This window comes from Streptomyces sp. NPDC029836, from assembly GCF_055574495.1.
Window position 1 is genome coordinate 49389 of the sequence record NZ_JBVHZI010000010.1, and the last position, 24228, is coordinate 73616.

Genomic DNA, 24228 nt, shown 5'->3' on the forward strand with positions numbered 1-24228 from the left:
GCGACGAACTTCCCGACGGCAGCCAGGAGGTGGGGATCGTCGAACGGGTCGACTACCGGGAGAGCGCCGCCCTGCCGATCTTCCCGCCGATCGGACCCGCCCTCGCGGCGTTGGCCGACCCCCGCGCGAACGTCACCGACGCCGCAACGGAACCCGTCACCGACGAGAACCGGACCTGGCCGCGACCCGTACCGCCCGCCGCGGCAGCCGGGCCCACCCACGGCCGACCCGAGCCCCCCCACGCGCCGCACCGCCCCGGGCGGTTCGGGCAGAATCGAGAGCCGTGACGACACCCCCCGACCCGGCCGTCCTGTATCCCGACATAGCCGCGCACGGAACCCTGGCCGCAGCCCTCCGGGCCGCGGCGGGCGGTCGTCTCGACTCCGTACGGCTCACCTCCCGCCAATTCGCCCCGCTGCGCGGTGTCACGGTCGGCTGCCCGCTGCCGCACCGCAGACCCCTTCGGATCAGCGCGGGACACCACGCGCGGCAGTGGTCGATCCGCGGCGGCGACGGTTTCGAGGACATGACGCTCATCGACGGCACGACGGACGACCTCGCGGCGGTCGCCGAAGCCGCGTCGGCCTGGCACGACGGGGTGGAACTGGGCGACATCCGACGCGCGACTCCCTTCGTCCACCTCACCGGCCGCTTCGAGGTCCCCGACCTCGACCCGGCGGGCCTGGTGGCCAGTGCCTGGCAGCACCTGCGCACCGAGGCGCGAGAGCTGGAGTACGCCTGGCGGCCCCTCTACCAGGCCCTGATCGAGGCCGCCCACGCCGAACCGGCACTGCGCCGGCTCTACCCGTTCACCAGTCACTGGTCCCTGCGCTTCTCCACGAGGACGCGCCCTCGCCTGAGGCCCGTCGGAGCATCGCTGGTGGTCGACACGCCGCCAGTCCGGTACTCGGTGGCCGAAGGCTTTCCGAACGAGGACGATCCGGTGTTCCCCACGCCGGCGGAGGCGGTGTCCGCGGCCGTACGCCGTCTCCCGCCGTACCTTCCCCCGGTCGCACTCGGCTGCTGACGTACGTTCCGCCACCGCCGGTCACGGCCCTCGCCCCCGGTATTCGGCGGTGACCGGTCGCCGTTTCCCGCATGCTGCCCTCATGCCCGTCACGATGAAGTTGTGCGCCATCACCCTCGACTGCCCGGATCCGCAGGCTTTGGCCGCGTTCTACGAGCAGGCCACCGGCCTCCCACCGCATCCGCGATCCGATGCCGATTTCGCGGGGCTGGGCGGTGAGGGCGGCCTCTTCATCGGTTTCCAGCGGGTGGCCGGCTACCGGGCGCCCCGCTGGCCGGACCAGAGCGTTCCGCAACAGTTCCACTTCGACTTCGCGGTCCACGACCTGGACGAAGCCGAAACGCGGTTGCTCGCACTGGGGGCGGGCAAGCCGGTCCACCAGCCGGACGAGAAGAGGTGGAGGGTCCTCACCGATCCGGCGGGGCATCCGTTCTGCCTGGTCAGAGAGTAGGAGCGTGGGCCGGGTGGGAGGCTCCCGTACCCGTCGGGCGGTCCCGGTGAGAATCGGTGGGCATACGGCGCGGGACGGAACTACCCTCGGAGTCCATGAGTACCTTGCTGACCATCCATGACGTCCCCGTGTTCACCTGTGCCCCCGACGGCGACGCCATCCGCTGCGAAGCCGATGCCCTCGACCTCATCGGCAATGCCGGTTACCAGGGCGCCCGCTGGGTCGTCATCCCCGCCGAACGTCTCGACGACACGTTCTTCCGACTGAGCAGCCGCGTCGCGGGGGACATCGTCCAGAAGTTCGCCACCTACGGCATGGGCCTCGTCGTGCTCGGCGACATCACCCCCCACACCGAGGCCAGTTCGGCGTTGCGCGACTTCGTCCGCGAGTGCAACCGGGGCCGTCAGACCTGGTTCCTCGCCGACATCGAGGAGCTGCGGGACCGCCTGCGGAGCGGGACCGGCACCAACTGATCGGGCAGGGGCGGGACACCCGTCGGCATCCCGCCCCGGTGGTGGGGCGGGTCAGCGCGTGGCGCCGAAGGCCTGCGTCCAGTAGGAGTTCGGCCGGGCCAGGCCGACGCCGATCTCCTTGAACGAGCAGTTCAGAATGTTCTTCTTGTGGCCCGGACTGTTCATCCAGCCGTTCATGACCTGCTCGGGCGAGCCGTATCCGTAGGCGACGTTCTCGCCGTACGTGCTCCAGGCGTAGCCGGCGCGCGTGATGCGTTGGCCCGGGTCGGAGCCGTCGGATCCGGTGTGCGACATGTTGCTGTGGGAGGCCATGTCCTGGCTGTGGTTCTGCGCGGCCGCCGTCAGCTTGTCGTTGACCGTCAGCGCCGAACATCCGGCCTTGGCGCGCTCCTGGTTGACGAGGGCCACCACCTGCGCCGTCGGCCCGGAACCCGGGACGGTGGGCGGGGTCTGCCCGCCGGCGGGCTTCGTCGGCTCGGCCGGCGCCGGCTTCGACGGTTCGGCCGGTGCCGGGGGCTTCGTCGCCGTCGGGGTCGAAGCGGGCGGGCTGCTCGGCCGCGCCGGCGGCGTGGCCGGGGAGGTCCGGGCGACGGGCACGGTCGACCCGTTGCCGCCCTCACCTACGGGGGCCGTCGGGCTCGTGCCCGGACCCTGGGTCCGGGTCGACGGGGTGGGCGAGGCGATCCCGGGGAGGGGCACGTCGGGGACCGAAGCGCTGGAGGAGGGGCGCGCGGAGGGCTTCCGGGAGGCGTCGGACGAGCTGCCGCCCGTGTCCAGGCACGCCATCGCGGCGGTGGGTATGCCCACGACGCCCAGCGTCACTGCGGCGATCGATATCTTCCGGTAGCGCGTCGTCTTGCGGTGCCTCTGCATACGTGACCTGACCTCACTCGGTTTCTGCGAAGCGTCCTGCGTCCCCTGCCGCCGGAGCGCCGGACGGGCCGCCATTCTTAGAAGCCCCCCAACGGGCCGGCAAGTCTCGCCGCCGGCCCGAGCGGTGGCGGTGCGCGCCGGGCTTGTCATGGCCGGGAGATCGTGCCGGCCGCGCGGGCCGGGGCCGGGGTGAGACGGGTGACGTACCTTCAGAAATCGCGCTGACGAGGAGCATTGCTCGGTTGCGTCCCAGCATGCGAGATGCCCATTTCGCCGGAGAGGGGAATGTCGACCGCGGACGGGAAAATGGTGACATGTCACGGACCAGCATGCGGCCGTAATGGTTCCGTGACCCGGGCGTCCCGTGTGGCGCATGTCACCGTTTCGCCGCCCGCACCGGAGGGCGACCGTCCGGGACTTCCCGGACGGTCGTCCTCCGGCGACTACGCCCGGGCTTCGACGGAGCGTCGCGGCAGGAGGGGGGCCACCACCGCGCCCAGCGCCAGCACGCTGAGGCCGAACATCAGGACGCCCAGGGGGACGTGGGCCGCAGGTATGTGGGCGATGCCCAGCACCACCTGGACCGAGGCGAGCACCAGGAAGCCGGACGCGTACAGGATGGGACGCGGCGATCTGCCGCCCGGCCGCCAGGCGAGGACCGCCGCGAGCACGTACAACATCGAGGCGCCGTACATCACGCGTGAGCCGACATCGTGCAACACCCCACCGACGGACGAGGACAGCAACATTCCGGCGGTGACGGCCTGGAAGAACAGGGCCGCGGTCTGCAGGACGACGGAGACGCGCAGGAACGTGGTGAGGCGCTGATGTGTCGTCGTCGTCCGGGTGATGGCCATGATGGGGTCCCCTCTTCTGCCTCGCGGCGGTGGATCTGTACTGTCCTGCTGGCCCGACGAGATGGGCCCGCGACATGTGAGGCGCCCCGACGGCCTCACGATCCGATGCGCTGTTTCGTCGAACCGCCGAGAACGGAACCGGACGAGAGAACCGAGGAGAGGCCGCCACCATGAGCACCCCATCCGAGGCAGCACCCGAGCGGCCCGAGCCGGACCTGAGCGCGGTCGTCGGCGAGCGGCGCCAGCTCATCAACCTCGCCTACCGGCTGCTCGGTTCGCTGGCCGAGGCCGAGGACGCCGTACAGGAGACCTACGCCCGTTGGTACGCGATGTCACGCGAGCAGCAGGAAGCCATCGCCGCGCCCGGCGCCTGGCTGACCACGGTCGCCGGCCGCATCTGCCTGGACCTGCTCCGCTCGGCGCGGGTGCGGCGCGAGCGCTACGTCGGCGCGTGGATACCGGAGCCGCTGCCCGACCGCAGGGAGTGGATCAGCGGATCCACCGGTGGCGGCACGGGCCAACCGGTGGACCCCGCGGACCGGGTCACCCTGGACGAGTCCGTGAACATGGCCTTTCTCGTCGTACTGGAGGCCATGACTCCCGCCGAACGCGTGGCGTTCGTCCTGCACGACGTGTTCCGGTACCCGTTCGCCGAGGTCGCCGCCATCGTCGGCCGGACACCGGCGGCCTGTCGGCAGCTGGCCACCTCGGCCCGCCGCCGCATTCGCGCCGCGCAGGCGCCGGCGGCCGCGACGGCCGGGCAGGCCGCTCTGGTGCGCGACTTCAAGGAGGCCTGGGAGGCCAAGGACATCGAGGCCCTCGTCGGCCTTCTGGATCCCGCAGCGGTGATGACCGCCGACGGCGGGGGAATGGTCGGCACCGTCCTGCACCCGGTCGAGGGCAGCGAGAACATCGCCGCCTACCTGATCCACATCGCCGGCAAGGCCCCCGGGCTCACGCTGCTGGAACGCACGGTCAACGGCCGGCCCGGCCTGGTCGCCCAACACGCCGGAACCACGGTCACCGTGGCCGCCTTCAACCTCGCCGACGGCCTGATCACCCACATCTGGGCGATCCGCAACCCGGAGAAACTCCGCCCGTGGACCGACAGCGGCCGGAACTGACCCCCTTCCCGGACCGGCCGTCACCCTGGAACGGGCGCCGGTCCCGGCCAAGCCGGAGGACTCGTTCTTCTGCGTCACGTCGATCACCGGCGCCACCCGCTCGGCCCGCCACGCCGTCCACGACACGACCGACCCGAGCCGCGTTGGCACCGTCGACCCGGCCTGACGGGCCCGCCTCATGGCCCGCGCGGCCCGGCCTCAGAGCCCGACGACCTTCGCGCTCGCCGACAGCTCGTAGGCCAGGGTGACCGTACGGCGACCGCCGGGCGGAAGCGTCACGTCCCAGCGGACGATGCCCTCGGCATCGACCGCGTCGGGCGCCGGGGAGCACGCTTCCCGGCGCAGGCGCACCTCCACCGCCGAGACCTCCGACACCGGGATCCGCTCCCGCACGGTGACGACCCGGTCGTCCTGGTCGCCGGGCGCCGAGAACCTGGACAGGTGCAGCCGCACCGTGCGCGTGACCACCGTCCGTTGGGAGATGCCGACGGAGTCCCGGGACTCCTCGGCGTACCGGACCACCCTGTGGTCGTCCCGGCTGCCGAAGGCCAACTCCAGCGGGGCGCCGGGAGCGGTGAAGTCCAGCGTGCCGCGGCCGCTGGACCCGCTGCCGCGCACCAGGTCCACCGGGCCCGCGAGCAGCGCGTGCCCCGACCGGTTGTCGCACCGCACCACCTGCGTCACCAGCGGGGACAACTCGGGCGAGCAGGCGTACTCGCTGCTCGCCGCCACCGTGAAGGCGGAGACCGGCACCCGGTGGGCGCGGCCGTCCGCCGGTACCGACACCGGTACGGGGGCGTTCAGTACGCGGGGCTCACCGCCGTCGTCCACCCCCGGCAGCCCGAGCACGGGGGCCGGACCGAGGTCGCCGATCTCCTCCTCGCGCAGCTCCACGTCCACGACGCGGCGCTCGGCCGCGGAGCGGTCCTTGAGCGTCAGCCGGTCCTCGGCCAGCCGCGGCGGATCGGTGGCGAGCGCCGACCGGGCCGTCGACAACGTCAGTCGTACGTCGGACCAGTCCTCCCCGGTGCGCTGCCAGACCATCGCGTCCGTCTCCAGGGTCAGGGAGTCCCCGTCGAGCACCGCCCGGTAGGCGGGCCGCCACAACGCGCACGGAACGAGGTGGGTCAGGCGCAGCCGGACCGGCCCGGCGACCGCGGCGTCCACGGTCAGCTCCACGTGCGCGACCAGCTCGGCGGGCTGTTCCTCGGATAGGTCCAAGGCCGTGCGGAAGGAACGGAGTTCGACGGACAGCGTGTCCAGTCGTGTCTCGACCGCGCGGAGTTGTTCCCCGTACGCGTCGCGTTCCGCGTCGACGCGGTCCAGTTCGCGGTGCCAGCGCTCCCCTTCGCTCTCCCCGGAGCCGGCGCCCTCGCCGATCTCCCGCAGCAGGTCCGTCGCGAGCCGGCCGAGGACGGCGAGCCGGGTCCCCAGCCGGTCGCGGCGCTGCTCCAGGGCGGTCCGCTCCTGCTCCATGGCGTGCACGCGGTGCCGCACGGCGGAATCGTCCGCGGCGGGCGGCAGCGGTCCGCGCGGCGTCCAGGCACGCACGATCCGTACGTCGAGCACGGCGGCGTCGTGCGCGGCGATCAACTCGGCGTGCAGGGTCCGGTCGACGGCCAGCGCGGTGACCGGTCCCAGGCGCAGCCGCTGGGTCCCGCCCTCCAGATCGAGGACGGCGGTGCGCTCGACGTGGGCGCGGTCCTCCAGACAGGTGACGGCGGTGACGGGCAGGGCGATCGGCTTCGGGTCCGTGGACATGGTGTGCTTCAGCTCCTGCGGTTGCCGTCGACCAGGGCCTTGCCGGCCGGGATGCGGATCTCGTAGCCGCCTTCGAGGGCGGTGGTGGCGCCGGCGGGGAGTTCCACCCGCCAGACCCGGGTGCCCGGAGCATGGTGCTCCGGAGCGCCTTCCTCGGGGGCGGTCCAGTCGGCCCGCTCCTCGATGCGGACGTCCGGTTCGGAGGTGACGGGCACCCGCTCGCGGACCTCGACGGTGACGGCTCCCGGAAGCCGGTTCGCCACCTCCACGTGCACCCGGTGGTCCAGGACGGTGGTGTTGTTGCGCAGCCCGGCCGTCGACTCGCGCAGGTTCGTCCGCCGGGTGACGCGGATCCCCTCGGCCGCGCCGAGCCCCACCCGGCGGGTGGCGCCGGGGGCCAGCGTCGGAAGGGCGGCGGTCAGCAGGAACTCGTCATCGACGGTGACCTCCACGGGGCCCGCCAGCAGGGCCTGCTCGGTGGCGTTGGACAGGACGAGCGTCGCGTACGCGGTCGGCTCGACGGACGGCACGCAGAGGTACTCCGTCCGCAGCCCGACCGGGATCTCGGTGACGGTGACGGTGTGCCAGCCGCCGTCCGACGGCACGTCCGCGCGGGCGGCCGCGTCGAAGCGGTGGTCGAAGGAGCCCGCCGACTCGCGGGGCCGTACGGCGTGCCCGGGCAGCGGCAGCGCGGCCACCGCCTCGGCGCGGCGGCGGTGTTCGGCCCCAACCGGGTCGACGGGCTGGTCCGGGAACAGCCGGCCCCGGCGGCCGACCGGCTCCTCAGGCCCGCGCAGCACGAGGGTCGCGTAGTCCAGCTCGGCGCCGCTCGGCCGCGGCGGACCCGCGGGCCGCGCCGGCGGCGGCGCCGCCATGCCGGGAGCCGCCGGCGCTGCCGGAGCCATGGCGCCGGCCGCGCCGGGCCGGGGCCCGCCGGGCCCGGCCGACCTACGCGCCCGGGCCGGCTGCGCGAAGGCCGGTGCCCCGCCGGCGAGGGACTGGGGGGCGCCGCCGGGAGCGGGCGGCGGCGGCCCCCCGTAGGCCTGCGGCGCCGGTGGCGGCGGTGGTGGCGACGGTACGGGCGGCGGCGGGGGAGCCGCTACGGGAGCGGCGACGGTCGTGGCGCGTGCGGGGACCGGGGCCGGGCGGGGGCCTGCCGCCGCGTACCCGGCGAACAGGTCCGCGAGGCCGGCCGGAGGCTCCCGCCAGCCGGACGGCGCGAGGTCGCCCTGCCGGCGGCCGATCCGCACCGACCGGAGCTTCGGCAGGTCGGTCCGGCGACGCAGGTCGGCGGTGGCCAGCGCGATGCGGACGCCGGACCAGTCCTCGCCGGTGCGCTGGGCGACCGAGGCCCGCAGCACCAGACGACCCGTCCCGTCGCCCTGACGGTGGGTGAGACGGTAGGCGGGCACCCAGACGGCGCCCGGTACCCCGTACTCCAACTCCAGCTCCACCTCGGCCTCCGCGGCGGCGCCGTCGAGGGTCAGCACCGCGCAGAGCGTGGTCTCCAGGTGCGCCGACGGGGCGTCGGTGGAGGCGCGGGCCAGCCGGTCCGAGGCGACGGCCCACTCGTGCCCGACCAGCGCCAGCGCCTCCTCCAGCTCGACGAGGCGGGCGTGCAGCCGGACCAGTCGCCCGTCGACGAAGTCGGCGAGGTCCAACCAGGCGTCGACCGGCGTCCGACGGTGCGGATCCTCCTCGCCGCGCGGCGGCGGCACCGGGTGCAGCGCCCGGACCTCCTCGATCAGGCCCAACTGCCGGTCCCGGCGGGCCAGCGCCGCCGCGTGCTCCGCGGCCAACCGCTCGACCTCACGGCGCAACGCGTCCGGAGCGTCGGCGGCGTGCGGCTGCGCCTCGACCTCCACCCGGGCCTCCGTGACCCGCACGCCGGGCGATCCCAGCACCGCGGCCCGCAGCGAACCCGGGTCCAGCGAACGGGGCAGGCCGCTCACCCGTACCCGGCCGTCGGACGGCACACTGCCCCGTGCCAGGCGCCGACACAGCGCGCCCCGCGCGTACACCACGACCGAGTCGAGCTCCGACCCCCACCTCTGTCCCACTCCAGCAGTCATCCGCTCCGCCCCCCACGACGTCCGTGCCTGCCGGAAGCCTACGCCGGGCCACTGACGGGCCGGGCCGGAACGAGCGCCGACGGCGCCCCGAGGAGTTCGGGCGGGCGCCGGGGCGGCGCGTAGGGTCGGGGGCGTGTCCGCTCCTCGCCTCCACCGCGTCGCCGTGCTCGTCCTCGAAGGCGCCAAGCCGCTCGACGTCGGGATCCCCGCACAGGTCTTCACGACCCGCGCGAGCATGCCGTACGAGGTACGGGTGTGCGGGGCGGCGCCCGGGCTGGTCGCCGGGGGCGACGGACTCTCGTACCACGTCACCCACGGGCTGGAGGCCCTCGCGTGGGCCGACATCGTCTTCGTCCCCGGGTACCGCTTCCCGGACCGTGATGATCCGCCGCGACCCGTCATCGACGCCCTGATCACCGCCCACGAGCGGGGCGCCCGACTCGCCGCGATCTCGACGGGCGCGTTCGCGCTCGCCGCCACGGGTCTCCTCGACGGCCGGCGCGCCACGACCCACTGGCACTACGCCCGTGCCCTCGCGGCCCGGCACCCGCTGGTCCGTCTCGACGAGAACGTGCTGTTCGTCGACGAGGGCAGCGTCCTCACCTCGGCCGGCGCGGCCTCCGGCATCGACCTGTGCCTGCACATCCTGCGCGGCGACCTCGGCGTGGCCGCCTCCAACCACGCCGCCCGGCGACTGGTCGCGGCCCCCTACCGCAGCGGCGGTCAGGCGCAATACGTACCGCGCAGCGTGCCCGAGCCGCTCGGCGAGCGGTTCGCCGCCACCCGGGAGTGGGCGCTGCACCGGCTCGGCGACCCCCTCACCCTGGACGTCCTCGCCCGGCACGCGGGGGTCTCGCCCCGCACGTTCTCGCGGCGCTTCGCCGAGGACACGGGGTACACGCCGATGCAGTGGATCATGCGGGCCCGGATCGACCTGGCCCGCGAGCTGCTCGAACGCTCGGAGCGGGGCGTCGAGCAGATCGCCGCCGACGTGGGCCTCGGCACCGGATCGAACCTGCGGCTCCACTTCCAACGCATCCTCGGCACCACCCCGACCGAGTACCGGCGCACCTTCACCCGGGGCGCATAGGCCGCGGCGCACACGCGAGAGCGCGGCGCCCGCCCGCGCGGCGCACACGCGAGAGCGCGGCGCCCGCCCGCGCCGGGCGGCGGGACCCCGGCGGCCGTAGCTCGGGGGAGGGGATTCCACGGCGAGATCCTTCTGGCGGGATCCTTGTGAACCATGGCGATCCCGCCTCTGTCGCGCAGCGGGGAGCGGCAGCGAATCTGGTGGCGAACGAAGGGACATCGCTCATGACTCGCATCGCCATCAACGGATTCGGCCGCATCGGTCGCAACGTGCTGCGCGCGCTCCTGGAACGCGACAGCGACCTCCAGGTCGTCGCCGTCAACGACCTCACGGAGCCCGCCGGCCTCGCCCGGCTGCTCGCCTACGACACCACCTCCGGCCGGCTCGGCCGCCCGGTGACCGTCGACGGGAACGTCCTCGTCGTGGACGGCCACCGCATCACGGTGCTCGCGGAACGCGAACCGGAGCGGCTGCCCTGGGCCGAGCTCGGTGTCGACCTCGTCCTGGAGGCGACCGGCCGCTTCACCTCGGCGGAGGCCGCCCGCGGCCACATCAAGGCGGGTGCGCGCAAGGTACTGGTCAGCGCGCCGTCCGACGGCGCCGACGTCACGCTCGCGTACGGGGTCAACTCCGACACCTACGACCCGGCCGTGCACACCATCGTCTCCAACGCCTCGTGCACGACCAACGCGCTGGCGCCCCTGGCCGCCGTACTGGACGACCTGGCGGGCATCGAGCACGGCTTCATGACCACGGTGCACGCCTACACGCAGGAGCAGAACCTGCAGGACGGCCCGCACCGCGACCCCCGCCGCGCCCGCGCCGCCGCCGTCAACATCGTGCCGACCTCGACGGGCGCCGCCAAGGCGATCGGTCTGGTCCTGCCCAACCTCGCCGGCAAGCTGTCGGGCGACTCGATCCGGGTGCCGGTGCCGGTCGGCTCGATCGTCGAGCTCAACACCACCGTCGCCCGCGACGTGACGCGCGAGCAGGTGCTGGAGGCCTACCGGACCGCGGCGAACGGCCCCCTGGCCGGCGTACTGGAGTACTCGGACGACCCGCTGGTGTCCTCCGACATCACCGGCAACCCCGCCTCCTCGATCTTCGACTCGGAGCTCACCCGCGTCGACGGCCGCCACATCAAGGTGGTCGCCTGGTACGACAACGAGTGGGGCTTCTCCAACCGGGTGATCGACACGCTCACCCTGCTCGCAGGCTGAGCCGACACCACCCACCGCCGGGACTCCGGAAGGCCGCCACGGACGGCCCGACCGGAGCCCGCGCGGGTAGGGCCGACGCGGCGCGGACGTACGGACGCGCGCCCCGGCCCGCGCCCGCCGACCGTCGGGCGTCCGGCCCCGATCACGCGCCGGTGCTCCTGGACCGGTTCGCCCTCACCACGTGGCGGCTGTTCGACCCGATGCCCGACCCGGCGGCGTGAGCGCCGGCGCCATCCGCCCGCAGCGGTGGACCGGACGATCACCCCGGCGGGGAAACCTCCGCGCGGTGGCCGACACGGGGAACACGCCATGGTCCGGGCCGCCGGTCGTCCCCGCCGCAGGACTTCCGCGGATCGCGCCGGAGCCCGTGTTAGCTTCCGGTCATGGAGCAGCGCGTCAGTCTGATCACCCTGGCAGTGGCGGACCTCGGGCGTTCCCGGGTGTTCTACGAGCGTCTCGGCTGGCGCGGGCAGGAGGTCGAGGAGACCGTCTTCTTCCAGGCCGGTGGCCTCGGGCTGGTCCTGTGGGACCGGGACAAGCTCGCCCTGGACTGCGGCCTCACCGACAGCCGTGGCACGGGGTTCGGCGGCATCGTCCTCGCCCACAACCTGCGGTCCCGGCAGGAGGTCGACGCCCTCCTCGCCGCGGCGGATCGAGCCGGCGGCACCCTCAGCAAGCCTGCGGAGGAAACCTTCTACGGCGGCTACTCGGGCTGTTTCGCCGACCCCGACGGCCACCTCTGGGAGATCGCCCACAATCCCGGATTCCCGTTGGCCGAGGACGGCGCCCTGACGATCCCGGACCTCGGTTCCCCGTAACGGAGTCCGGGCGGCGCGCGGCGACCGGCGTCGGACCGGGGGCCGAGGTGGCGCGTCCCGCGCCGGCCGGCCGCCGGCGGGACCGGTCGGGTGGTGGCCGGGCCCGGCGGGGACGCGGCCACGCGCGCCGGCCTAGCGCACGTGCCAGGTGAACTTGCCGCCGCCCACCCAGTGGACGTCCTCGGGGTCGTCGAGGTCGTGGACCGTGACGCCGGCCTCCGCGGCGACGAGCAGCACGTCCGTCATCGATGTGGCCCTCCCGATGAACTCCCCGTCGACCTCGACGAGGCGGAAGGGCGGGTTGCCGGGCTGCACGGCCAGCACGGTGACCCGGGCCGCGGAGATGTGAGGCGTCGAACTTTCGGTCATGCGGAGACGGTTCCACGTCCCGGGCGCCGGCGGGCGCGGCGACACGAACGGAAACCGCGTTCGTGGCGGCGGGGCGCGCACGGGGCACGGGCAGGGAACCCGATAGCGGCCCCCGGGGCGAACCCGCGTGCGGTCCGGATCGCCGGGTAGGCGCCGGGCATGCCCCTCCCGATGATCGACGGCACCGTTTCCCTGTGGACGCAGGGCTACGCCTGGCTGCCCGACCTGCGCCGACGCCGGGGCTCGGACGGCGGCCCGGTGCGCACCCGCGTGCTCGGGCGGCCCGCGATCGTCCTGCACGGTCCCGCCGATGTCGCGTTCTTCTACGAGGAGCGGCACGTCCTGCGGCACGACGCCCTACCGGGGCCCGTGCTCGACACCCTCTTCGGTCGCGGCGCCGTCCACACCCTGGACGGCGAGGCGCACCGGGTCCGCAAGGAGATGTTCGTGTCCCTGCTCATGTCGCGCGAGGGCGTCGCCGCCTTGGTGGACCGGATCGGGACGCACTGGCACGAGGCGTTCGCGCGGGCCCGCGGCCGGGAGATCGTGCTTTTCGACCGGATGGCCGCGGTGCTCGCCGAGGCGGTCTGCGACTGGGTGGGCCTGCCCGTGACCCAGGACGCGGCCCGCGAGATCGCCGAGGACTGCGTGGCCATGGTCGACGGTTTCGCGACGCCCGGGCCACGGCACTGGAAGGCCCGCCGGGCCCGCGCCCGACAGGAGCAGGGCTTGGCGCACGCCGTGACGGACGTACGGGCCGGCCGCGCGCATCCCGGTGTCCTCACCTTCCCGGGCGGCGGCGCGGGGCCGTCCCGGTCGGTCCTGGAGACGGTGGCCGAGCACCGCGACGCCGACGGCATGCCGCTCGACCCGCACACCGCCGCCGTGGAACTGCTCAACATCATCCGGCCCACCGTCGCGATCGCCTGGTTCGCCGCCTTCGCCGCGCACGCCCTGGAGCGCGACCCCGAGCTGCGCGCACGGCTGCGCGCGGGGGACTGGACGTACGCGCGGGCGTTCGCGCACGAGGTCCGCCGGTTCTACCCGTTCGTCCCCTTCGTGGGCGGGGTCGCCGCGCACGACCTCGAACACCGGGGCGACATCGTTCCCGCGGGCACCCTGGTCCTCCTGGACGTGTACGGCCACCACCACGACCCGGAGCTGTTCGAACGGCCCTACGTCTTCGACCCCACCCGCTTCCTGGGCCGCGAACCGCACGGCGACCTGCTGATCGCGCAGGGCGGGGGAGACGTCCGTACGGGGCACCGTTGCCCCGGCGAGGACGTCGTGGTCGGTGTGCTGACCGCCCTGGCCACCGCGCTGGGCCGGCTGGACCACACCGTCGCGCGCCAGGACCTGACGATCCCGCTGAACCGGATACCCACCCGGCCGCGCAGCGGCATGGTCATCCGACCCGTGTAGCGGCTCGGGCGCACCCGACCGGGACGGTCGGCCGGTCCCGGCGGTCAGGCGGCCGCGATCGCCGGGCAGGCGTGCCCCGGTGGGCGGCGTCGTCCGGACACCCCTTCATCGAGCGGCTGCCGCGCCCGCCCTCCGGTTGAACGGCAGCCGGCCCAGCACGACCGCCATGCCGCAGGTGTTGCTGAGGGCCGAGAACACCAACCCGGCCGCGACGCCCGCGGACAGCAGCTGGAACGCGGGGTGCGCGAAGCGGCCGAGGACCAGGCCGAGCAGGACCAGGGAACCCGCGGCGAGGCGGACCTGGCGTTCCATGGCCCAGACGGCCCGCGGCCGGCCGTCGGGGTGGACGAGGCGGTGGCCGCCGGCCGCCCAGGCGGTGGTGCCGCCGGTGAGCACGGACGCGTCGAGGCCGTGGGAGGCCAGGACGGCGACGGCGTTCGACGCACGGGCTCCGGAGGCGCACACCACCAGCAGCGGCCTGCGACCGGACGCCTCCCGCAGCTCCGGCAGGGACCGACCGAGCCGGTCGAGCGGCACGTTGACGGCGTCCGGCAGGTGCCCGGACGCGAACTCGCCTGGGGTACGGACGTCCACGACGGTCAGTTCGTGGAGGCGGGGCAGCGCCTCGGGCACGCTCAGGGCGGCGGTCACACTCATGGCGGATCGTGTTCCTCGGCAGGGGGACGGCGTGCGCGGAAGCGGCGGCACGTGCCGGGGATCCTAGGCGCCGCACCGCACTCGAAGCGGCTCCCCGGCCCGACTGCCACACGCTCGCCACGTTCCCGCAACAACGGACGCGGACCCGGCGCCGCGCACCGTGACGCACGAGATCGGCTTCGCCCGGGAGGTCGCCGACACCGTCGTGTTCATGGCGGCGGACTCGTCGTCGAACAGGGGTCGCCCGCGGCCGTGTGGGACGCGCCACGACAAGAGCGAACCCGGGCCTTCCGCTCCAAGGTGCTCTGACCCGGAGCACCGTTCACGCGGCGGGCGCCGGCCCGTCGGACCCCGAACGGGCGTGCGGAGCGCCCCGCACCGGTCCGATCCGGTCAAGCTGCGTGGCCGTTCGGTGAACCGCGCGCGGCGGGCGGCGAGTCCGAGCGCAGGTCACGGCCCGTTCCGCGGCGGGCCGGTGATCGCGCCGGGAGCGGAAGCACCCGCCGTGAGCTGCCCGAACGACCATTCGGTGCCCGCTATCCGAACGGAGTGTCCGTAAATCGGTCATCGATGTGCGCTGCCCCTTCGCATCGGACACTGTTTGTCGAGTCAAGGCGCGATATTGCAAGAAAGTATTGCGTTCAACCTTGGAATCGAAAGTGAGTTGTGCTGTGCGTCGCATCACCACGGTCTCTGCCGCCGCCCTCCTGTGTCTCGTAGGAGCTTCCGGTGTGGCCGAGGCCCGCCCGACGAGCCTGTACGCCCCGTCCGCGATGGTCTTCACCATCGTCCAGGGCGACACGGCCACGGACACCGCCTTACGTGCCGCCACCCTCAGCTGCGCCCCGACCGCCTCGGGTACGCACCCCGACCCCGCCGCCGCCTGCGGGGCGCTGAACGCCGCCGGTGGCGCCTTCGACCGGCTGCTGGCCGCCCCGGACCCGCAGCGGGCGTGCCCCATGCACTACGACCCCGTCACCGTCACGGCCGACGGTGTCTGGCAGGGCAGCCGGGTCGCCTGGAAGCACACGTTCTCCAACGCCTGCGTCATGAACGCGACCCTGAACGGCAACGCCGTCTTCGCCTTCTGATCCACGGCGGTCCGCGGTGGGGCGGCGTGCGTCGCGGCGCCGCGACGCGCGGCGGAGGGGTTGTGGGCGCCGGGGGGGCTACGGGTGGCGGCTGTGCGGGCGGCGCGCTCTTCGGTTCCCTCCCGCACCCGTGACATGCGTCACGGCCCGCACGCCGGCCGGACGGCCTTCGCGGTGATCCTAGGGGCGGCGACATGTCGGCTTATGTCGCTGTTTCGCGAGGACATGCCGCACTCCGCCAGAACGGAATTCCTGACTCCTGTTCGACCCGCTCCAACAAGGCCGACGGGGGCCGGTTCTGGCGGTCCACCAGGTGGGGGCCCTCGCGGCCGCAGCCCGACATGCACGATCTTCGGGCCGATTCAAGCCGTGTCCCGGACCCCCTCCACGGCTCCGGGGTCGCGGCTTGCCAGGCCCCTGCCGGGCTTCTAAGAATGGCGACTCCTCCGGCGCCTTCGCGGTCCGGCGCCGGGAGCTTCGCGATCACCGAGTGAGGTCCCGCATGAAGAAGCACCGTAAGAAGAAGCACCACCGGAAGATAGCCGTCGCCGTCGGCGTGCTGGCCGTCGTGGGCGTGCCCACCACGGCCATGGCGTGCCTGGACACCCAGGAGACCGACCCCGTACGGGTCGTCTCCTCCCAGCAGGACAGCCGCCCCTGGCACGGCCGACCGGGGGCGCAGCAGCCCGTGCAGGCTCCGGTCCGGGCCGAGGCCCCCGAGGCGGCGCCGGCCGAGCCCGTCGCGCAGCCGGTGGCGCAGCCCGTCGCCGAGCCGCCCGTCGCCGACCCGGTGGCCGAGGCTCCGCAGCCCGCCGAGCGGCCCCAGCAGGCACCCCGGCAGCCGGCGCAGCCGCCGGTCGAGCAGCCGCAGCCCGTCGAGCCGTCGACCGAGGCGCCCGGGACCGGCGCCCCCGCCGACGCCCAGGCCCCCACCGGCGCCGCCGCCGAGGTCCTGGCACTCGTCAACAAGGAGCGGACCGCCGTCGGGTGCCCCGTGCTCACCGTCAACGAGAAGCTGACGAAGGCCGCACAGGACCACAGCGCCGACATGGCCGCCCACTCCAACATGTCCCACACCGGTTCCGACGGTTCGGACCCGGGGCAGCGCATCACCCGCGCCGGCTACCAGTGGAGGACGTACGGCGAGAACGTCGCCTACGGCTACGACACCGCCGCGAAGGTCATGGAAGGCTGGATGAACAGCCCGGGGCACAAGCGGAACATCCTCGACTGCTCCTTCAAGGAGATCGGGATCGGCCTCGCCCAGCCCGGCCAGTACTGGACGCAGAGCTTCGGCGCCACGCGCTGACCCGCCCGAGCGGCCCGGTGACGCGAGGCGCCGACGTACGGCGTACCGCGCCGACGGAGGACGAGGGGGCGGCCGGATTCCGGCCGCCCCCTCCGCGTTCCCGCCCTCTCCGCGTTCCCGCCTTCCCGTGCTCCCGTGCTCCCGTGCTCAGACCTTCGCACGGGCCCGACCCCGCGGCGCCCGGCCGGCGAGCGCGTGCAGCCGGGGGTACCGTGCGCGCCGTTCGCGCGAATGGCGGTCCAGCTCCTCCATCAGTCGCGCCGAGCGCTTCTCCACCCCCAGCTCGTCCAGCACCCGGTCCGCGTCGGCCAGCAGGGACCCGTAGAGCTGCCACTCGTCGGGGTGCCGCGCGATCTGCCCCGGCAGCAGGGCGGCGAACCGCTCGCGGCTGCGGCGGGCGATGGCCAGCTCCTCGTTCAGCCGTTCCTCGGCCGCCTCCGCGTTGGCGCTGACCTGGGCCGTCACGAGCTGGGCGAAGGACTCGACCGCGCCCGCCAAGTGCTCGTACACCTCCTGGAGCGCCTCCGCCACCAGGGGCGGGAACAACGGCTCCGGACCGCGGGAGCGGGCCATGTCGGTCAAGGTCCGGCAGGACACCCGCAGGACGACCGCGCAGATCTCCAGCGTGTCCAGACCCGTGCGCAGCACGAGCCGGAAGAGCAGGCCCTCGCGGACGCGGGGATTGAGCCGCAGGCTGTCCTCGGCCTGCCGCAGCGCCGCGTCGACCTCGGCGACGTCGTTGTCGAGGCGGCGGGCCTCGTGCAGCCGGGCGGCGGCCGATTCCACGGTCGTGGCGTGCTCCGCCTCGCTCCCGATGTGCAGGAGGAGCGTGCGCATCCGCGTCGCGAGACCGGTGATCGCGGCGCTCGCCGGCTCCACCCACACGGGCGGGGCGACGAGCACGTTGAAGGCCAGCCCGACCGCCGCGCCGATCAGCGTTTCGAGGACCCGGTCCCAGGCGGTGTCCGCCACCCGGGTCACCCCGAGGACCAGCATGGCGCTGATCGCCACCTCGGGAACGAACTCCCCGGCCCGCACCAAGCGGCCCACCACGAGCGAGGCCAGGATGACCAGGCCGAGGCTCCACCACGTCAGACCCACCAGCGCGCTGAACGCGATCGCGACGAGGACCCCCGCGACCACCGAGTTCACCCGCCGGATCCCGGTGGTGAGCGTGGTGAAGAGCGTGACCTGTACGACGAGCAGGGCGGTCAGCGGCGCCGTCAACGGCGCGGGTTCACTGCTCAGCCGTAGCGCGACGGCATAAGAGACGACGGCGGCGGCCGTCGAGCGGAGCGCTTGGACGACCGCTGGTTCTCGACGTACGACGTGCAGGAGCGAGGCAAGTGCGTGGGTCATGCTCGTGCGCCTGCCCGCGCGCGGCGGCGGAAACCCGTGACCGGCAGGTTTGGGGGGCCCGGGACGTTTCAACCGCGCCGCGCCGAGCACGCGCCGGACGAGGCAAGTGACCCCAGCCAGGAGGGAGCCGGCATGGCAGCCGACCGGCAGCACAAGGATCAGGACCAGGACGTGGTGGCGCTGATCCTGAAGGACCACCGCAGGATGGAGGACCTGTTCCGCCGGATGCGGAGCGTGGAGTCCGACCGTGCGGACGCGCTGGCGAAGTTCTCCGCCCTGCTCATCGCGCACGGCGAGGCGGAGGAGTCGAAGGTGTACGGCGCCCTGAAGCGTTTCCAGGGCGTGGACAACGAGGAAGTCGAGCACGGGACGGAAGAACACGAGGAGGGCAACGAAGCCCTGCTGGCCCTCCTCGAAGTCGACGAGGTGGGCTCCGACGAGTGGGACTCCAAGCTGGAGGACCTGGTCAAGGCGGTCTCCCACCACCTGGACGAGGAGGAACGGACCATCCTCAACGGCGCCAGGGAGAACGTCCCCGACGAGCGGCGCGCCGAGCTCGGCGCCGCCTTCCTGGAGGAACGCGCCCGTCACCTGGCCGCGGACTGCGGCAGCGTCGAGAACGTCCGGGCCGTCGTCGGCAAGTAGCCGTGAACGGGACGGGCGGCCGCCTCGCAGCCCGCCCCCGCCCCCGCGGTGGTGCGGGGGCGGCACGGCTGCCGTGCCCCCCCCCGCGATGCCCCGGGGCAGCGGCAGGCTGCCCGTGGTGAACGATGGCCTCGGGGCGAACCGTCGGGGGCGAGCAGGATGACCGAGGCCCCGTCCGCGGCCGGGCCGCCGGCCGGACCCGCCGAATCGGCCAGGTCCTGCGGGGTGTAGTCCTCGCACGGCCTGCGAACGCCACCGCTGTTGGACACCCACTGGTTGCCCCGGCTGTCGGCCGCGATGCCCATCGGCCGGCGCAGCCCGCCGCCGGTCACCGTACGCTCCGGGTTCCCCTGCGGACGGAACGCGGCCACGCCGTCGCTACCGTCGCCCGTCGCCCGTCGCCCGTCGCCCGAGCAGGGCGGCCAGGAGGGCCACCCGCTGCCACGGCGCACGCGCATCCGCATGGTCCTTCCGTCGGGCTGGGGCACGGTCGGCGACAGCGCACAGCACCGGCCGCGCCCCCGTCCGGTCCCGCCCCGCCGCGCCCCGCCCACCCGATCCGCCCGTACGGACCGACCACCACCGCCGGGCGACGGCCCGCTTCGGGTCAGGGTCCCCGGCCGATTCCTCGACACCGAGCAGGTGCCCGTCCGGGATCCCGCGCCCTTGGAGCTCGCCCGCTCCCGGCCCGGTCACGCCGACGCATCCGGCGCGCCCCCTCCCACGCCCCCGGCCGCCGCTCGGCCCGCATCCGGTGCACCCATCAGGTGGACGGGCCGCGTGCGTTGTCTGAGCCCCTCCGTCCACGGGGGACAAATGCCTCGGACCGGCAGCGGTTGCGGGAGAACGCATCCGTGCGCCCGGTGAACGCGGAACAGGTGGCAAGCACCACTTCACGACACGGAGGACTCTATGCACGCGAAGTCGGTCGCCCGCCACCTCATCACCCACCGCCCCACCGCACACGCCTCCCGGCCCCCCACCGCGGCAACCGTCGACGCCGATGTCGACCACGCCGTCACCGGCGAGCTGGCGCGCCTGTGCGCCGACTCCGTCGCGTACAGCCGCTCGCTCGACCCGGTCTTCGCCACCGACGTCGCGGAACGCCTGGCCGACTTCACCCTCGGCGGCGGCTCGCGGATCCGACCCCGCTTCTTGTGGTGGGCCATGCGCGCCTGCGGCGGCACCGACACCCACGCCGCCGGCGCGCTGCGCCTGGGCGCCGCGCTCGAACTCATCCAGAGCTGCGCCCTCGTCCATGACGACGTCATGGACCAATCGGCGGTACGCCGAGGCAGGCCCTCCTTCCACGCGCAGGTCGGCCTCCAGTTCCCGGCGAACACCCGCCCGGACGAAGCCGACCCGGCATCCTTCGCCCAGTCCGTCGCCGTCCTCGCCGGAGACCTCGCGCTGTGCTGGGCGGATGACCTCGTGGCCGGAGCCGACCTCGACCCGCCCGTACGCACCGACATCCTGCGGATCTGGCGAGCCATGCGGACCGAGATGGTCGCCGGGCAGTACCTCGACCTCCACGGGCAGGCGACCTCCTCCCGCTCGGCCGTCCGCGCCATCCGCACCGTCTGCCTCAAGACGGCCCGCTACACCGTCGAACAGCCTCTGGCCCTGGGCGCCGCGCTGACGGCAGTCGACGACGCCACCCGCCGCTCCCTGGCCGCCGCCGGCCGGTGCGCCGGAATCGCCTTCCAACTCCGCGACGACCTCCTCGGCGTATTCGGCGACCCCGCGGTCACCGGCAAACCCTCGGGCGACGACATCCGCGCCGGCAAGGCGACCTACCTGGTCGCCCTCGCCCACGCGGCCGCCCGCACCACCGGCAACCACGCGGCCGTCGACCTCCTCGAGGCCTGCCGGGGGAGCGGAGCCCTCTCCGGCCCCGACCTGGCCGCGGTCCGTACGGCCCTTCACGCCACCGGGGCGCCCGCTCACGTCGAACGGCGCATCGACCGCCTGGCCCGCGCCTCCGAACGCCACCTCGCCGCGGCCCGCCTGCACGGCCCCGCCGCCCGGCACCTGACCGAACTGCTCAGACGGGTCGCCTCGCCCGCGCCGCCGGATGTCCCGGCCGATGAACCCGCCGCCCGCTACGGAGGCACCCGATGAGGAAGGTCACCGGCCGCACCGACCACGTGGTCGTCGTCGGCGCCGGTCTCGCCGGTCTCTCCGCCGCCCTCCACCTGCTCGGCGCCGGCCGGCAGGTCACCCTCGTGGAACGCGACCGCCTCCCCGGAGGCCGGGCCGGCCTCATCGAACGCGACGGCTACCGCTTCGATGCCGGCCCCACCGTCCTGACCATGCCGCACCTGCTGGAGGAGGCCTTCGCCGCGGTCGGCATGACCATGTCCGACCGGCTGACCCTGCACCCCCTCCACCCCGCCTACCACGCCCGCTTCGCGGACGGCAGCAGCCTCGACGTCCACACCGACGCCCAGGCCATGGAAGCCGAGATCGAACGCTTCGCCGGCGGCCACGAAGCCGCGGGCTATCGGCGCCTGCGCCACTGGCTGCACGACCTGTACCGGGCGCAGATGGGCCGCTTCATCGAGACCAACTTCGACTCGCCGCTCTCCCTCCTGCACCCCGATTTGGCCCGCCTCGCCGCCCTGGGCGGATTCGGCCGTCTCCAGCCCGCCATCGGCCGGTTCATCACCGACGAGCGGCTCCAGCGCGTGTTCTCCTTCCAGGCCCTGTACGCAGGCGTCCCGCCGGCCCGCGCGCTCGCCGCCTACGCCGTCATCGCCTACATGGACACCATCGCCGGCGTGTACTTCCCCGAAGGCGGCATGCACGCCGTCCCCGCCGCTCTGGCCACCGCCGCCACCGAGGGGGGTGCCACCCTCCACTACGGGCAGAGCGTCACCCGCCTGGAACGCACCGGCGACCGCATCACCGCCGTCGTCACCGACCGGCAGCGCATCCCGTGCGACGCGGTCGTCCTGACCCCCGACCTGCCCGTCTCCTACCGCCTGCTCGGCGCCCGCCCCCGCCGCCCGCTCGCCCTGCGCCACTCCCCGTCGGCCGTCGTCCTGCACGTCGGAACGGACCGGACCTGGCCGGAGCTGGCCCACCACACGATCTCCTTCGGCGCCGCCTGGAAGCAGACCTTCCACGAACTCACCCGGACCGGCCGCCTGATGAGCGACCCCTCCCTCCTCATCACCCGGCCCACCGCCACCGATCCGGGGCTCGCCCCACCCGGCAAGCACACCCACTACGTCCTCGCCCCTTGCCCCAACACGGCCGTCGGCCCCTCGGCCGCCTCCTGGCACGACCTCGCCCCCCGCTACCGCGCCAGCCTGCTGCGCGAACTGGAGGCCCGGGGCCTGACCGGCTTCGCCGACGCCATCGACACCGAGGTCCTCATCACCCCCGCCGACTGGGCCTCCCAGGGCCACGCCGACGGCACCCCCTTCTCCGTCGCCCACACCTTCCCCCAGACCGGCCCCTTCCGCCCCCGCAACCTCGTGCGCGGCACCGTCAACGCCGTACTCGCGGGCTGCGGCACCACCCCCGGCGTCGGCGTCCCGACCGTCCTGATCTCCGGCCGCCTCGCCGCCGCCCGCATCACCGGCCTGCCCGCCGGCCCCCGCACCACGGCGCCACTCCCCGCAGCGAAAGGCAGCCCCGCATGACGCGACGCGAACTCGACGCCGCCGCCATCACCGACCCCGCCCTGCGCGCGGCCTTCGACCGCTGCCGCCGCCTCAACGCCCGGCACGGCAAGACGTACTTCCTCGCCACCCGGCTGCTGCCCGCCTCCCGCCGGCCCGCCGTGCACGCCCTCTACGCCTTCGCCCGGCTCGCCGACGACATCGTCGACGACCTCACCGCCCCCGCGGACCCCGGCGACCGCGCCGAGCGGCTCCACACCCTCTCGCGAGACCTCCACACGGCGATCACCGGTGGTACCGGCCACCACCCCGTCGTCACCGCCGTCGCCCACACCGCGCACCACTACCGCATCCCGCACCGCCACTTCGACGACTTCCTCACCTCCATGCGCAGCGACCTCACCGTCACCGACTACGACACGCTGGACGCACTGCGCGGTTACATGCACGGCTCCGCCGCCGTCATCGGCCTCCAGATGCTCCCCGTACTGGGCCACACCGCCCCCCGCGACGAAGCCGCCCCGCACGCCGCCGCCCTCGGCGAGGCGTTCCAACTCACCAACTTCATCCGCGACGTCGGCGAAGACCTCGACCGCGACCGCGTCTACCTGCCCGCCGACCTCCTCGCCGCCGAGGGCGTGGATCGCGAGCTGCTGCTGTGGAGCAGACGCACCGGCCGCAGCGACCCCCGCGTCACGAACGCCCTGCGCGCCGCCGCCGCCCTGGCGCGGCGCTTCTACGCGAGGGCGGAGCCCGGCCTGAACATGCTCGAACCCCGCTCCCGGCCCTGCGTCCGCACCGCCTTCGTCCTCTACGGCGAGATCCTCGACGCCGTCGCCCGCGACGGATACACCAGCGTCCACCGCCGCTCCGCCGTCCCCCTCACCCGCAGGGCGGCCGTCGCCGCCGCCGGACTGGCCCGTATCGCAGCCGGCCGCCTGACCGCCCCGGCCGCCCCCACCGCCAAGGAGCCGGTCCGATGAGCCCGCGCGCCCGCCGCCGCATCCCCGTCAGCCTGCGCCGCGAACCCGTGGCCTGGCACCGGCAGGAACCGACCTGGCGGAGCGCCTCGCCCCGGCTCATCGACGCCGCCCTCAAACGGGCGCAGGCCCGGCCCACGGGCAACTGGTACGTGCTGGGCCCCAGCAGCGCCGTCCGTACGGGCGCCGGGTACGGCGTCACGGTCGACGGCATCGAGATCGTGGCCTGGCGGGACGCCGGGGGAACGCTCGTCGCCGGACCGGGCGCCTGCCCGCACCTGGGCGCCGCGCTGGCCCAGGCCCCGGTCCGCTGCGGCACCCTGGTGTGCCCCTGGCACGGACTCGCCCTCACCGGCGCCCCCTTCGCCGGATGGAACCCCTTCCCCGCCCACGACGACGGCGTCCTGGCCTGGGTACGGCTCGACGACCACGGCGGCGAGGAACCCCTCGACGCGCCCCCCGTACCCGTCCGCCCACCCGCCGCCCGCTCCCTGGCCGCCGTCTACACCGGTACGGGCGTCTGCGAGCCCGAGGACATCGTCGCCAACCGCCTCGACCCCTGGCACGGGGCGTGGTTCCACCCCTACTCCTTCGTCGACCTCACCGTCCTCGACGACGGCGCGGACACCGACGTCCTGACCGTGCGCGTCTCCTTCAAGGTGGCCCGCCGCATCGTCGTCCCCGTGACGGCCGAGTTCACCGCCCCCGGTCCGCGCACCGTCGTCATGCGCATCACCGAGGGCGAAGGCCGGGGCTCCGTCGTCGAAACCCACGCCACCCCGCTCGGGCCCGGCCGCGACGACCGCCCCCGCACCCGGGTCACCGAAGCCGTCATCGCCACCTCCCACCGGCCCGGCTTCACCCTCGCCCGCACCGCCGCCCCCCTCCTGCGGCCCCTGGTACGCCGCACGGCTGCCCGGCTGTGGCGCGACGACCTCGCCTACGCCGAACGCCGCATGCACCTGCGCGGCACGGGCCGCTTCCCCGGCTGACCCCCGCGC

Annotated in this window: 23 protein-coding genes and 1 pseudogene; 17 read left to right on the forward strand and 7 right to left on the reverse strand. The window is 74.2% G+C overall.

The window, feature by feature from the left end:
• Positions 1-29 precede the first annotated feature (29 nt).
• From ACZ4XJ_RS26125 to ACZ4XJ_RS26140, 4 genes are all read left to right on the forward strand, one after another.
• Positions 30-287, forward strand: a complete 258-nt coding sequence (locus tag ACZ4XJ_RS26125; protein ID WP_362881460.1) for a hypothetical protein — start codon at positions 30-32, stop codon at positions 285-287.
• A complete protein-coding gene (locus ACZ4XJ_RS26130) occupies positions 284-1027 on the forward strand; it encodes a DUF6193 family natural product biosynthesis protein (RefSeq protein WP_362881458.1) in 744 nt (247 codons plus the stop codon). The genes ACZ4XJ_RS26125 and ACZ4XJ_RS26130 overlap by 4 nt, the downstream gene beginning before the upstream one ends.
• Before the next feature lie 82 nt (positions 1028-1109).
• Positions 1110-1478, forward strand: coding sequence for a VOC family protein (locus ACZ4XJ_RS26135; RefSeq protein ID WP_362881456.1), 369 nt, complete (start codon positions 1110-1112; stop codon positions 1476-1478).
• 95 nt (positions 1479-1573) lie between these two features.
• On the forward strand, positions 1574-1951 hold the full coding sequence (locus tag ACZ4XJ_RS26140; protein ID WP_468497576.1) for a DUF4180 domain-containing protein: 378 nt from the start codon (positions 1574-1576) through the stop codon (positions 1949-1951).
• Positions 1952-2002: 51 nt separating this feature from the next.
• Here ACZ4XJ_RS26140 and ACZ4XJ_RS26145 read toward each other — a convergent pair whose 3' ends face one another.
• Together ACZ4XJ_RS26145 and ACZ4XJ_RS26150 are read right to left on the reverse strand one after the other, a co-directional pair.
• Positions 2003-2824 (reverse strand): CAP domain-containing protein, encoded by an 822-nt coding sequence (locus ACZ4XJ_RS26145; protein ID WP_468497577.1) that lies wholly within the window; start codon positions 2822-2824, stop codon positions 2003-2005.
• A 443-nt stretch (positions 2825-3267) separates the two neighbouring features.
• Positions 3268-3681 (reverse strand): hypothetical protein, encoded by a 414-nt coding sequence (locus ACZ4XJ_RS26150; RefSeq protein ID WP_362881451.1) that lies wholly within the window; start codon positions 3679-3681, stop codon positions 3268-3270.
• A 170-nt stretch (positions 3682-3851) separates the two neighbouring features.
• On the opposite strand from ACZ4XJ_RS26150, the gene sigJ reads away from it, so the two are divergent.
• Positions 3852-4805, forward strand: a complete 954-nt coding sequence (sigJ, locus tag ACZ4XJ_RS26155; protein WP_468497578.1) for an RNA polymerase sigma factor SigJ — start codon at positions 3852-3854, stop codon at positions 4803-4805.
• A gap of 198 nt (positions 4806-5003) precedes the next feature.
• On the opposite strand, the gene ACZ4XJ_RS26160 is transcribed toward sigJ, so the two are convergent.
• Positions 5004-6566: a mucoidy inhibitor MuiA family protein gene (locus tag ACZ4XJ_RS26160; RefSeq protein WP_468497579.1), complete on the reverse strand. Its 1563-nt coding sequence runs from the start codon at positions 6564-6566 to the stop codon at positions 5004-5006.
• Between the two features lie 8 nt (positions 6567-6574).
• Entirely contained in the window at positions 6575-8638 is a 2064-nt protein-coding gene (locus ACZ4XJ_RS26165) for a DUF4139 domain-containing protein (protein ID WP_468497580.1), read from the reverse strand.
• 133 nt (positions 8639-8771) lie between these two features.
• On the opposite strand from ACZ4XJ_RS26165, the gene ACZ4XJ_RS26170 reads away from it, so the two are divergent.
• The 3 genes from ACZ4XJ_RS26170 to ACZ4XJ_RS26180 all read left to right on the forward strand — a co-directional run bounded on the left by ACZ4XJ_RS26170 (position 8772) and on the right by ACZ4XJ_RS26180 (position 11766).
• Complete coding sequence (locus ACZ4XJ_RS26170) at positions 8772-9728, forward strand: GlxA family transcriptional regulator (protein WP_362881443.1); 957 nt, start codon at positions 8772-8774, stop codon at positions 9726-9728.
• A 224-nt stretch (positions 9729-9952) separates the two neighbouring features.
• Complete coding sequence (gene gap, locus ACZ4XJ_RS26175; RefSeq protein WP_468497581.1) at positions 9953-10948, forward strand: type I glyceraldehyde-3-phosphate dehydrogenase; 996 nt, start codon at positions 9953-9955, stop codon at positions 10946-10948.
• Between the two features lie 383 nt (positions 10949-11331).
• Positions 11332-11766 carry a VOC family protein gene (locus ACZ4XJ_RS26180; protein ID WP_362881439.1) on the forward strand — a complete coding sequence of 145 codons (435 nt, stop codon included), beginning with the start codon at positions 11332-11334 and terminating at the stop codon, positions 11764-11766.
• Positions 11767-11898: 132 nt separating this feature from the next.
• Here ACZ4XJ_RS26180 and ACZ4XJ_RS26185 read toward each other — a convergent pair whose 3' ends face one another.
• The gene (locus tag ACZ4XJ_RS26185; protein ID WP_362881437.1) at positions 11899-12135 is read right to left on the reverse strand and encodes a hypothetical protein; all 237 of its coding nucleotides are present in this window, start codon (positions 12133-12135) and stop codon (positions 11899-11901) included.
• Positions 12136-12294: 159 nt separating this feature from the next.
• Here ACZ4XJ_RS26185 and ACZ4XJ_RS26190 point away from each other — a divergent pair, with 159 nt between their 5' ends.
• Positions 12295-13557: a cytochrome P450 gene (locus ACZ4XJ_RS26190; RefSeq protein ID WP_468497582.1), complete on the forward strand. Its 1263-nt coding sequence runs from the start codon at positions 12295-12297 to the stop codon at positions 13555-13557.
• Between the two features lie 105 nt (positions 13558-13662).
• Here ACZ4XJ_RS26190 and ACZ4XJ_RS26195 read toward each other — a convergent pair whose 3' ends face one another.
• Positions 13663-14214, reverse strand: coding sequence for a rhodanese-like domain-containing protein (locus ACZ4XJ_RS26195; RefSeq protein WP_362881434.1), 552 nt, complete (start codon positions 14212-14214; stop codon positions 13663-13665).
• Between the two features lie 160 nt (positions 14215-14374).
• Here ACZ4XJ_RS26195 and ACZ4XJ_RS26200 point away from each other — a divergent pair.
• The 3 genes and pseudogenes from ACZ4XJ_RS26200 to ACZ4XJ_RS26210 all read left to right on the forward strand — a co-directional run.
• Positions 14375-14523 (forward strand): annotated as a pseudogene (locus ACZ4XJ_RS26200) (ectoine/hydroxyectoine ABC transporter ATP-binding protein EhuA); the annotation flags it as partial.
• A gap of 422 nt (positions 14524-14945) precedes the next feature.
• On the forward strand, positions 14946-15305 hold the full coding sequence (locus ACZ4XJ_RS26205) for a subtilase-type protease inhibitor (RefSeq protein WP_468497583.1): 360 nt from the start codon (positions 14946-14948) through the stop codon (positions 15303-15305).
• A 502-nt stretch (positions 15306-15807) separates the two neighbouring features.
• Positions 15808-16614 carry a CAP domain-containing protein gene (locus tag ACZ4XJ_RS26210; RefSeq protein WP_468497584.1) on the forward strand — a complete coding sequence of 269 codons (807 nt, stop codon included), beginning with the start codon at positions 15808-15810 and terminating at the stop codon, positions 16612-16614.
• Between the two features lie 147 nt (positions 16615-16761).
• Here the strand turns inward: ACZ4XJ_RS26210 and ACZ4XJ_RS26215 are convergent, their stop codons facing one another.
• A complete protein-coding gene (locus ACZ4XJ_RS26215) occupies positions 16762-17973 on the reverse strand; it encodes an FUSC family protein (protein ID WP_362878512.1) in 1212 nt (403 codons plus the stop codon).
• A gap of 132 nt (positions 17974-18105) precedes the next feature.
• Here ACZ4XJ_RS26215 and ACZ4XJ_RS26220 point away from each other — a divergent pair, with 132 nt between their 5' ends.
• From ACZ4XJ_RS26220 to ACZ4XJ_RS26240, 5 genes are all read left to right on the forward strand, one after another.
• On the forward strand, positions 18106-18618 hold the full coding sequence (locus tag ACZ4XJ_RS26220) for a hemerythrin domain-containing protein (RefSeq protein ID WP_362878514.1): 513 nt from the start codon (positions 18106-18108) through the stop codon (positions 18616-18618).
• A 912-nt stretch (positions 18619-19530) separates the two neighbouring features.
• Positions 19531-20739 carry a polyprenyl synthetase family protein gene (locus ACZ4XJ_RS26225; RefSeq protein ID WP_468497585.1) on the forward strand — a complete coding sequence of 403 codons (1209 nt, stop codon included), beginning with the start codon at positions 19531-19533 and terminating at the stop codon, positions 20737-20739.
• Positions 20736-22268 carry a phytoene desaturase gene (locus ACZ4XJ_RS26230; protein WP_468497586.1) on the forward strand — a complete coding sequence of 511 codons (1533 nt, stop codon included), beginning with the start codon at positions 20736-20738 and terminating at the stop codon, positions 22266-22268. Before ACZ4XJ_RS26225 ends, ACZ4XJ_RS26230 begins: the two co-directional genes overlap by 4 nt.
• Positions 22265-23230, forward strand: a complete 966-nt coding sequence (locus tag ACZ4XJ_RS26235; protein ID WP_468497587.1) for a phytoene/squalene synthase family protein — start codon at positions 22265-22267, stop codon at positions 23228-23230. The genes ACZ4XJ_RS26230 and ACZ4XJ_RS26235 overlap by 4 nt, the downstream gene beginning before the upstream one ends.
• The gene (locus ACZ4XJ_RS26240; RefSeq protein WP_468497588.1) at positions 23227-24219 is read left to right on the forward strand and encodes a DUF5914 domain-containing protein; all 993 of its coding nucleotides are present in this window, start codon (positions 23227-23229) and stop codon (positions 24217-24219) included. The genes ACZ4XJ_RS26235 and ACZ4XJ_RS26240 overlap by 4 nt, the downstream gene beginning before the upstream one ends.
• The last annotated feature ends 9 nt before the right edge of the window (positions 24220-24228 follow it).

Coding starts and splice junctions, on each gene's coding strand:
- ACZ4XJ_RS26160 (WP_468497579.1), bottom strand. CDS start 6,566: ATGTCCACGGACCCGAAGCCGATCGCCCTGCCCGTCACCGCCGTCACC.
- ACZ4XJ_RS26215 (WP_362878512.1), bottom strand. CDS start 17,973: ATGACCCACGCACTTGCCTCGCTCCTGCACGTCGTACGTCGAGAACCA.
- ACZ4XJ_RS26240 (WP_468497588.1), top strand. CDS start 23,227: ATGAGCCCGCGCGCCCGCCGCCGCATCCCCGTCAGCCTGCGCCGCGAA.
- ACZ4XJ_RS26180 (WP_362881439.1), top strand. CDS start 11,332: ATGGAGCAGCGCGTCAGTCTGATCACCCTGGCAGTGGCGGACCTCGGG.
- gap (WP_468497581.1), top strand. CDS start 9,953: ATGACTCGCATCGCCATCAACGGATTCGGCCGCATCGGTCGCAACGTG.
- ACZ4XJ_RS26140 (WP_468497576.1), top strand. CDS start 1,574: ATGAGTACCTTGCTGACCATCCATGACGTCCCCGTGTTCACCTGTGCC.
- ACZ4XJ_RS26185 (WP_362881437.1), bottom strand. CDS start 12,135: ATGACCGAAAGTTCGACGCCTCACATCTCCGCGGCCCGGGTCACCGTG.
- ACZ4XJ_RS26165 (WP_468497580.1), bottom strand. CDS start 8,638: ATGACTGCTGGAGTGGGACAGAGGTGGGGGTCGGAGCTCGACTCGGTC.
- ACZ4XJ_RS26190 (WP_468497582.1), top strand. CDS start 12,295: ATGCCCCTCCCGATGATCGACGGCACCGTTTCCCTGTGGACGCAGGGC.
- ACZ4XJ_RS26225 (WP_468497585.1), top strand. CDS start 19,531: ATGCACGCGAAGTCGGTCGCCCGCCACCTCATCACCCACCGCCCCACC.
- sigJ (WP_468497578.1), top strand. CDS start 3,852: ATGAGCACCCCATCCGAGGCAGCACCCGAGCGGCCCGAGCCGGACCTG.
- ACZ4XJ_RS26150 (WP_362881451.1), bottom strand. CDS start 3,681: ATGGCCATCACCCGGACGACGACGACACATCAGCGCCTCACCACGTTC.
- ACZ4XJ_RS26145 (WP_468497577.1), bottom strand. CDS start 2,824: ATGCAGAGGCACCGCAAGACGACGCGCTACCGGAAGATATCGATCGCC.
- ACZ4XJ_RS26210 (WP_468497584.1), top strand. CDS start 15,808: ATGAAGAAGCACCGTAAGAAGAAGCACCACCGGAAGATAGCCGTCGCC.
- ACZ4XJ_RS26235 (WP_468497587.1), top strand. CDS start 22,265: ATGACGCGACGCGAACTCGACGCCGCCGCCATCACCGACCCCGCCCTG.
- ACZ4XJ_RS26195 (WP_362881434.1), bottom strand. CDS start 14,214: ATGAGTGTGACCGCCGCCCTGAGCGTGCCCGAGGCGCTGCCCCGCCTC.
- ACZ4XJ_RS26220 (WP_362878514.1), top strand. CDS start 18,106: ATGGCAGCCGACCGGCAGCACAAGGATCAGGACCAGGACGTGGTGGCG.
- ACZ4XJ_RS26230 (WP_468497586.1), top strand. CDS start 20,736: ATGAGGAAGGTCACCGGCCGCACCGACCACGTGGTCGTCGTCGGCGCC.
- ACZ4XJ_RS26135 (WP_362881456.1), top strand. CDS start 1,110: ATGCCCGTCACGATGAAGTTGTGCGCCATCACCCTCGACTGCCCGGAT.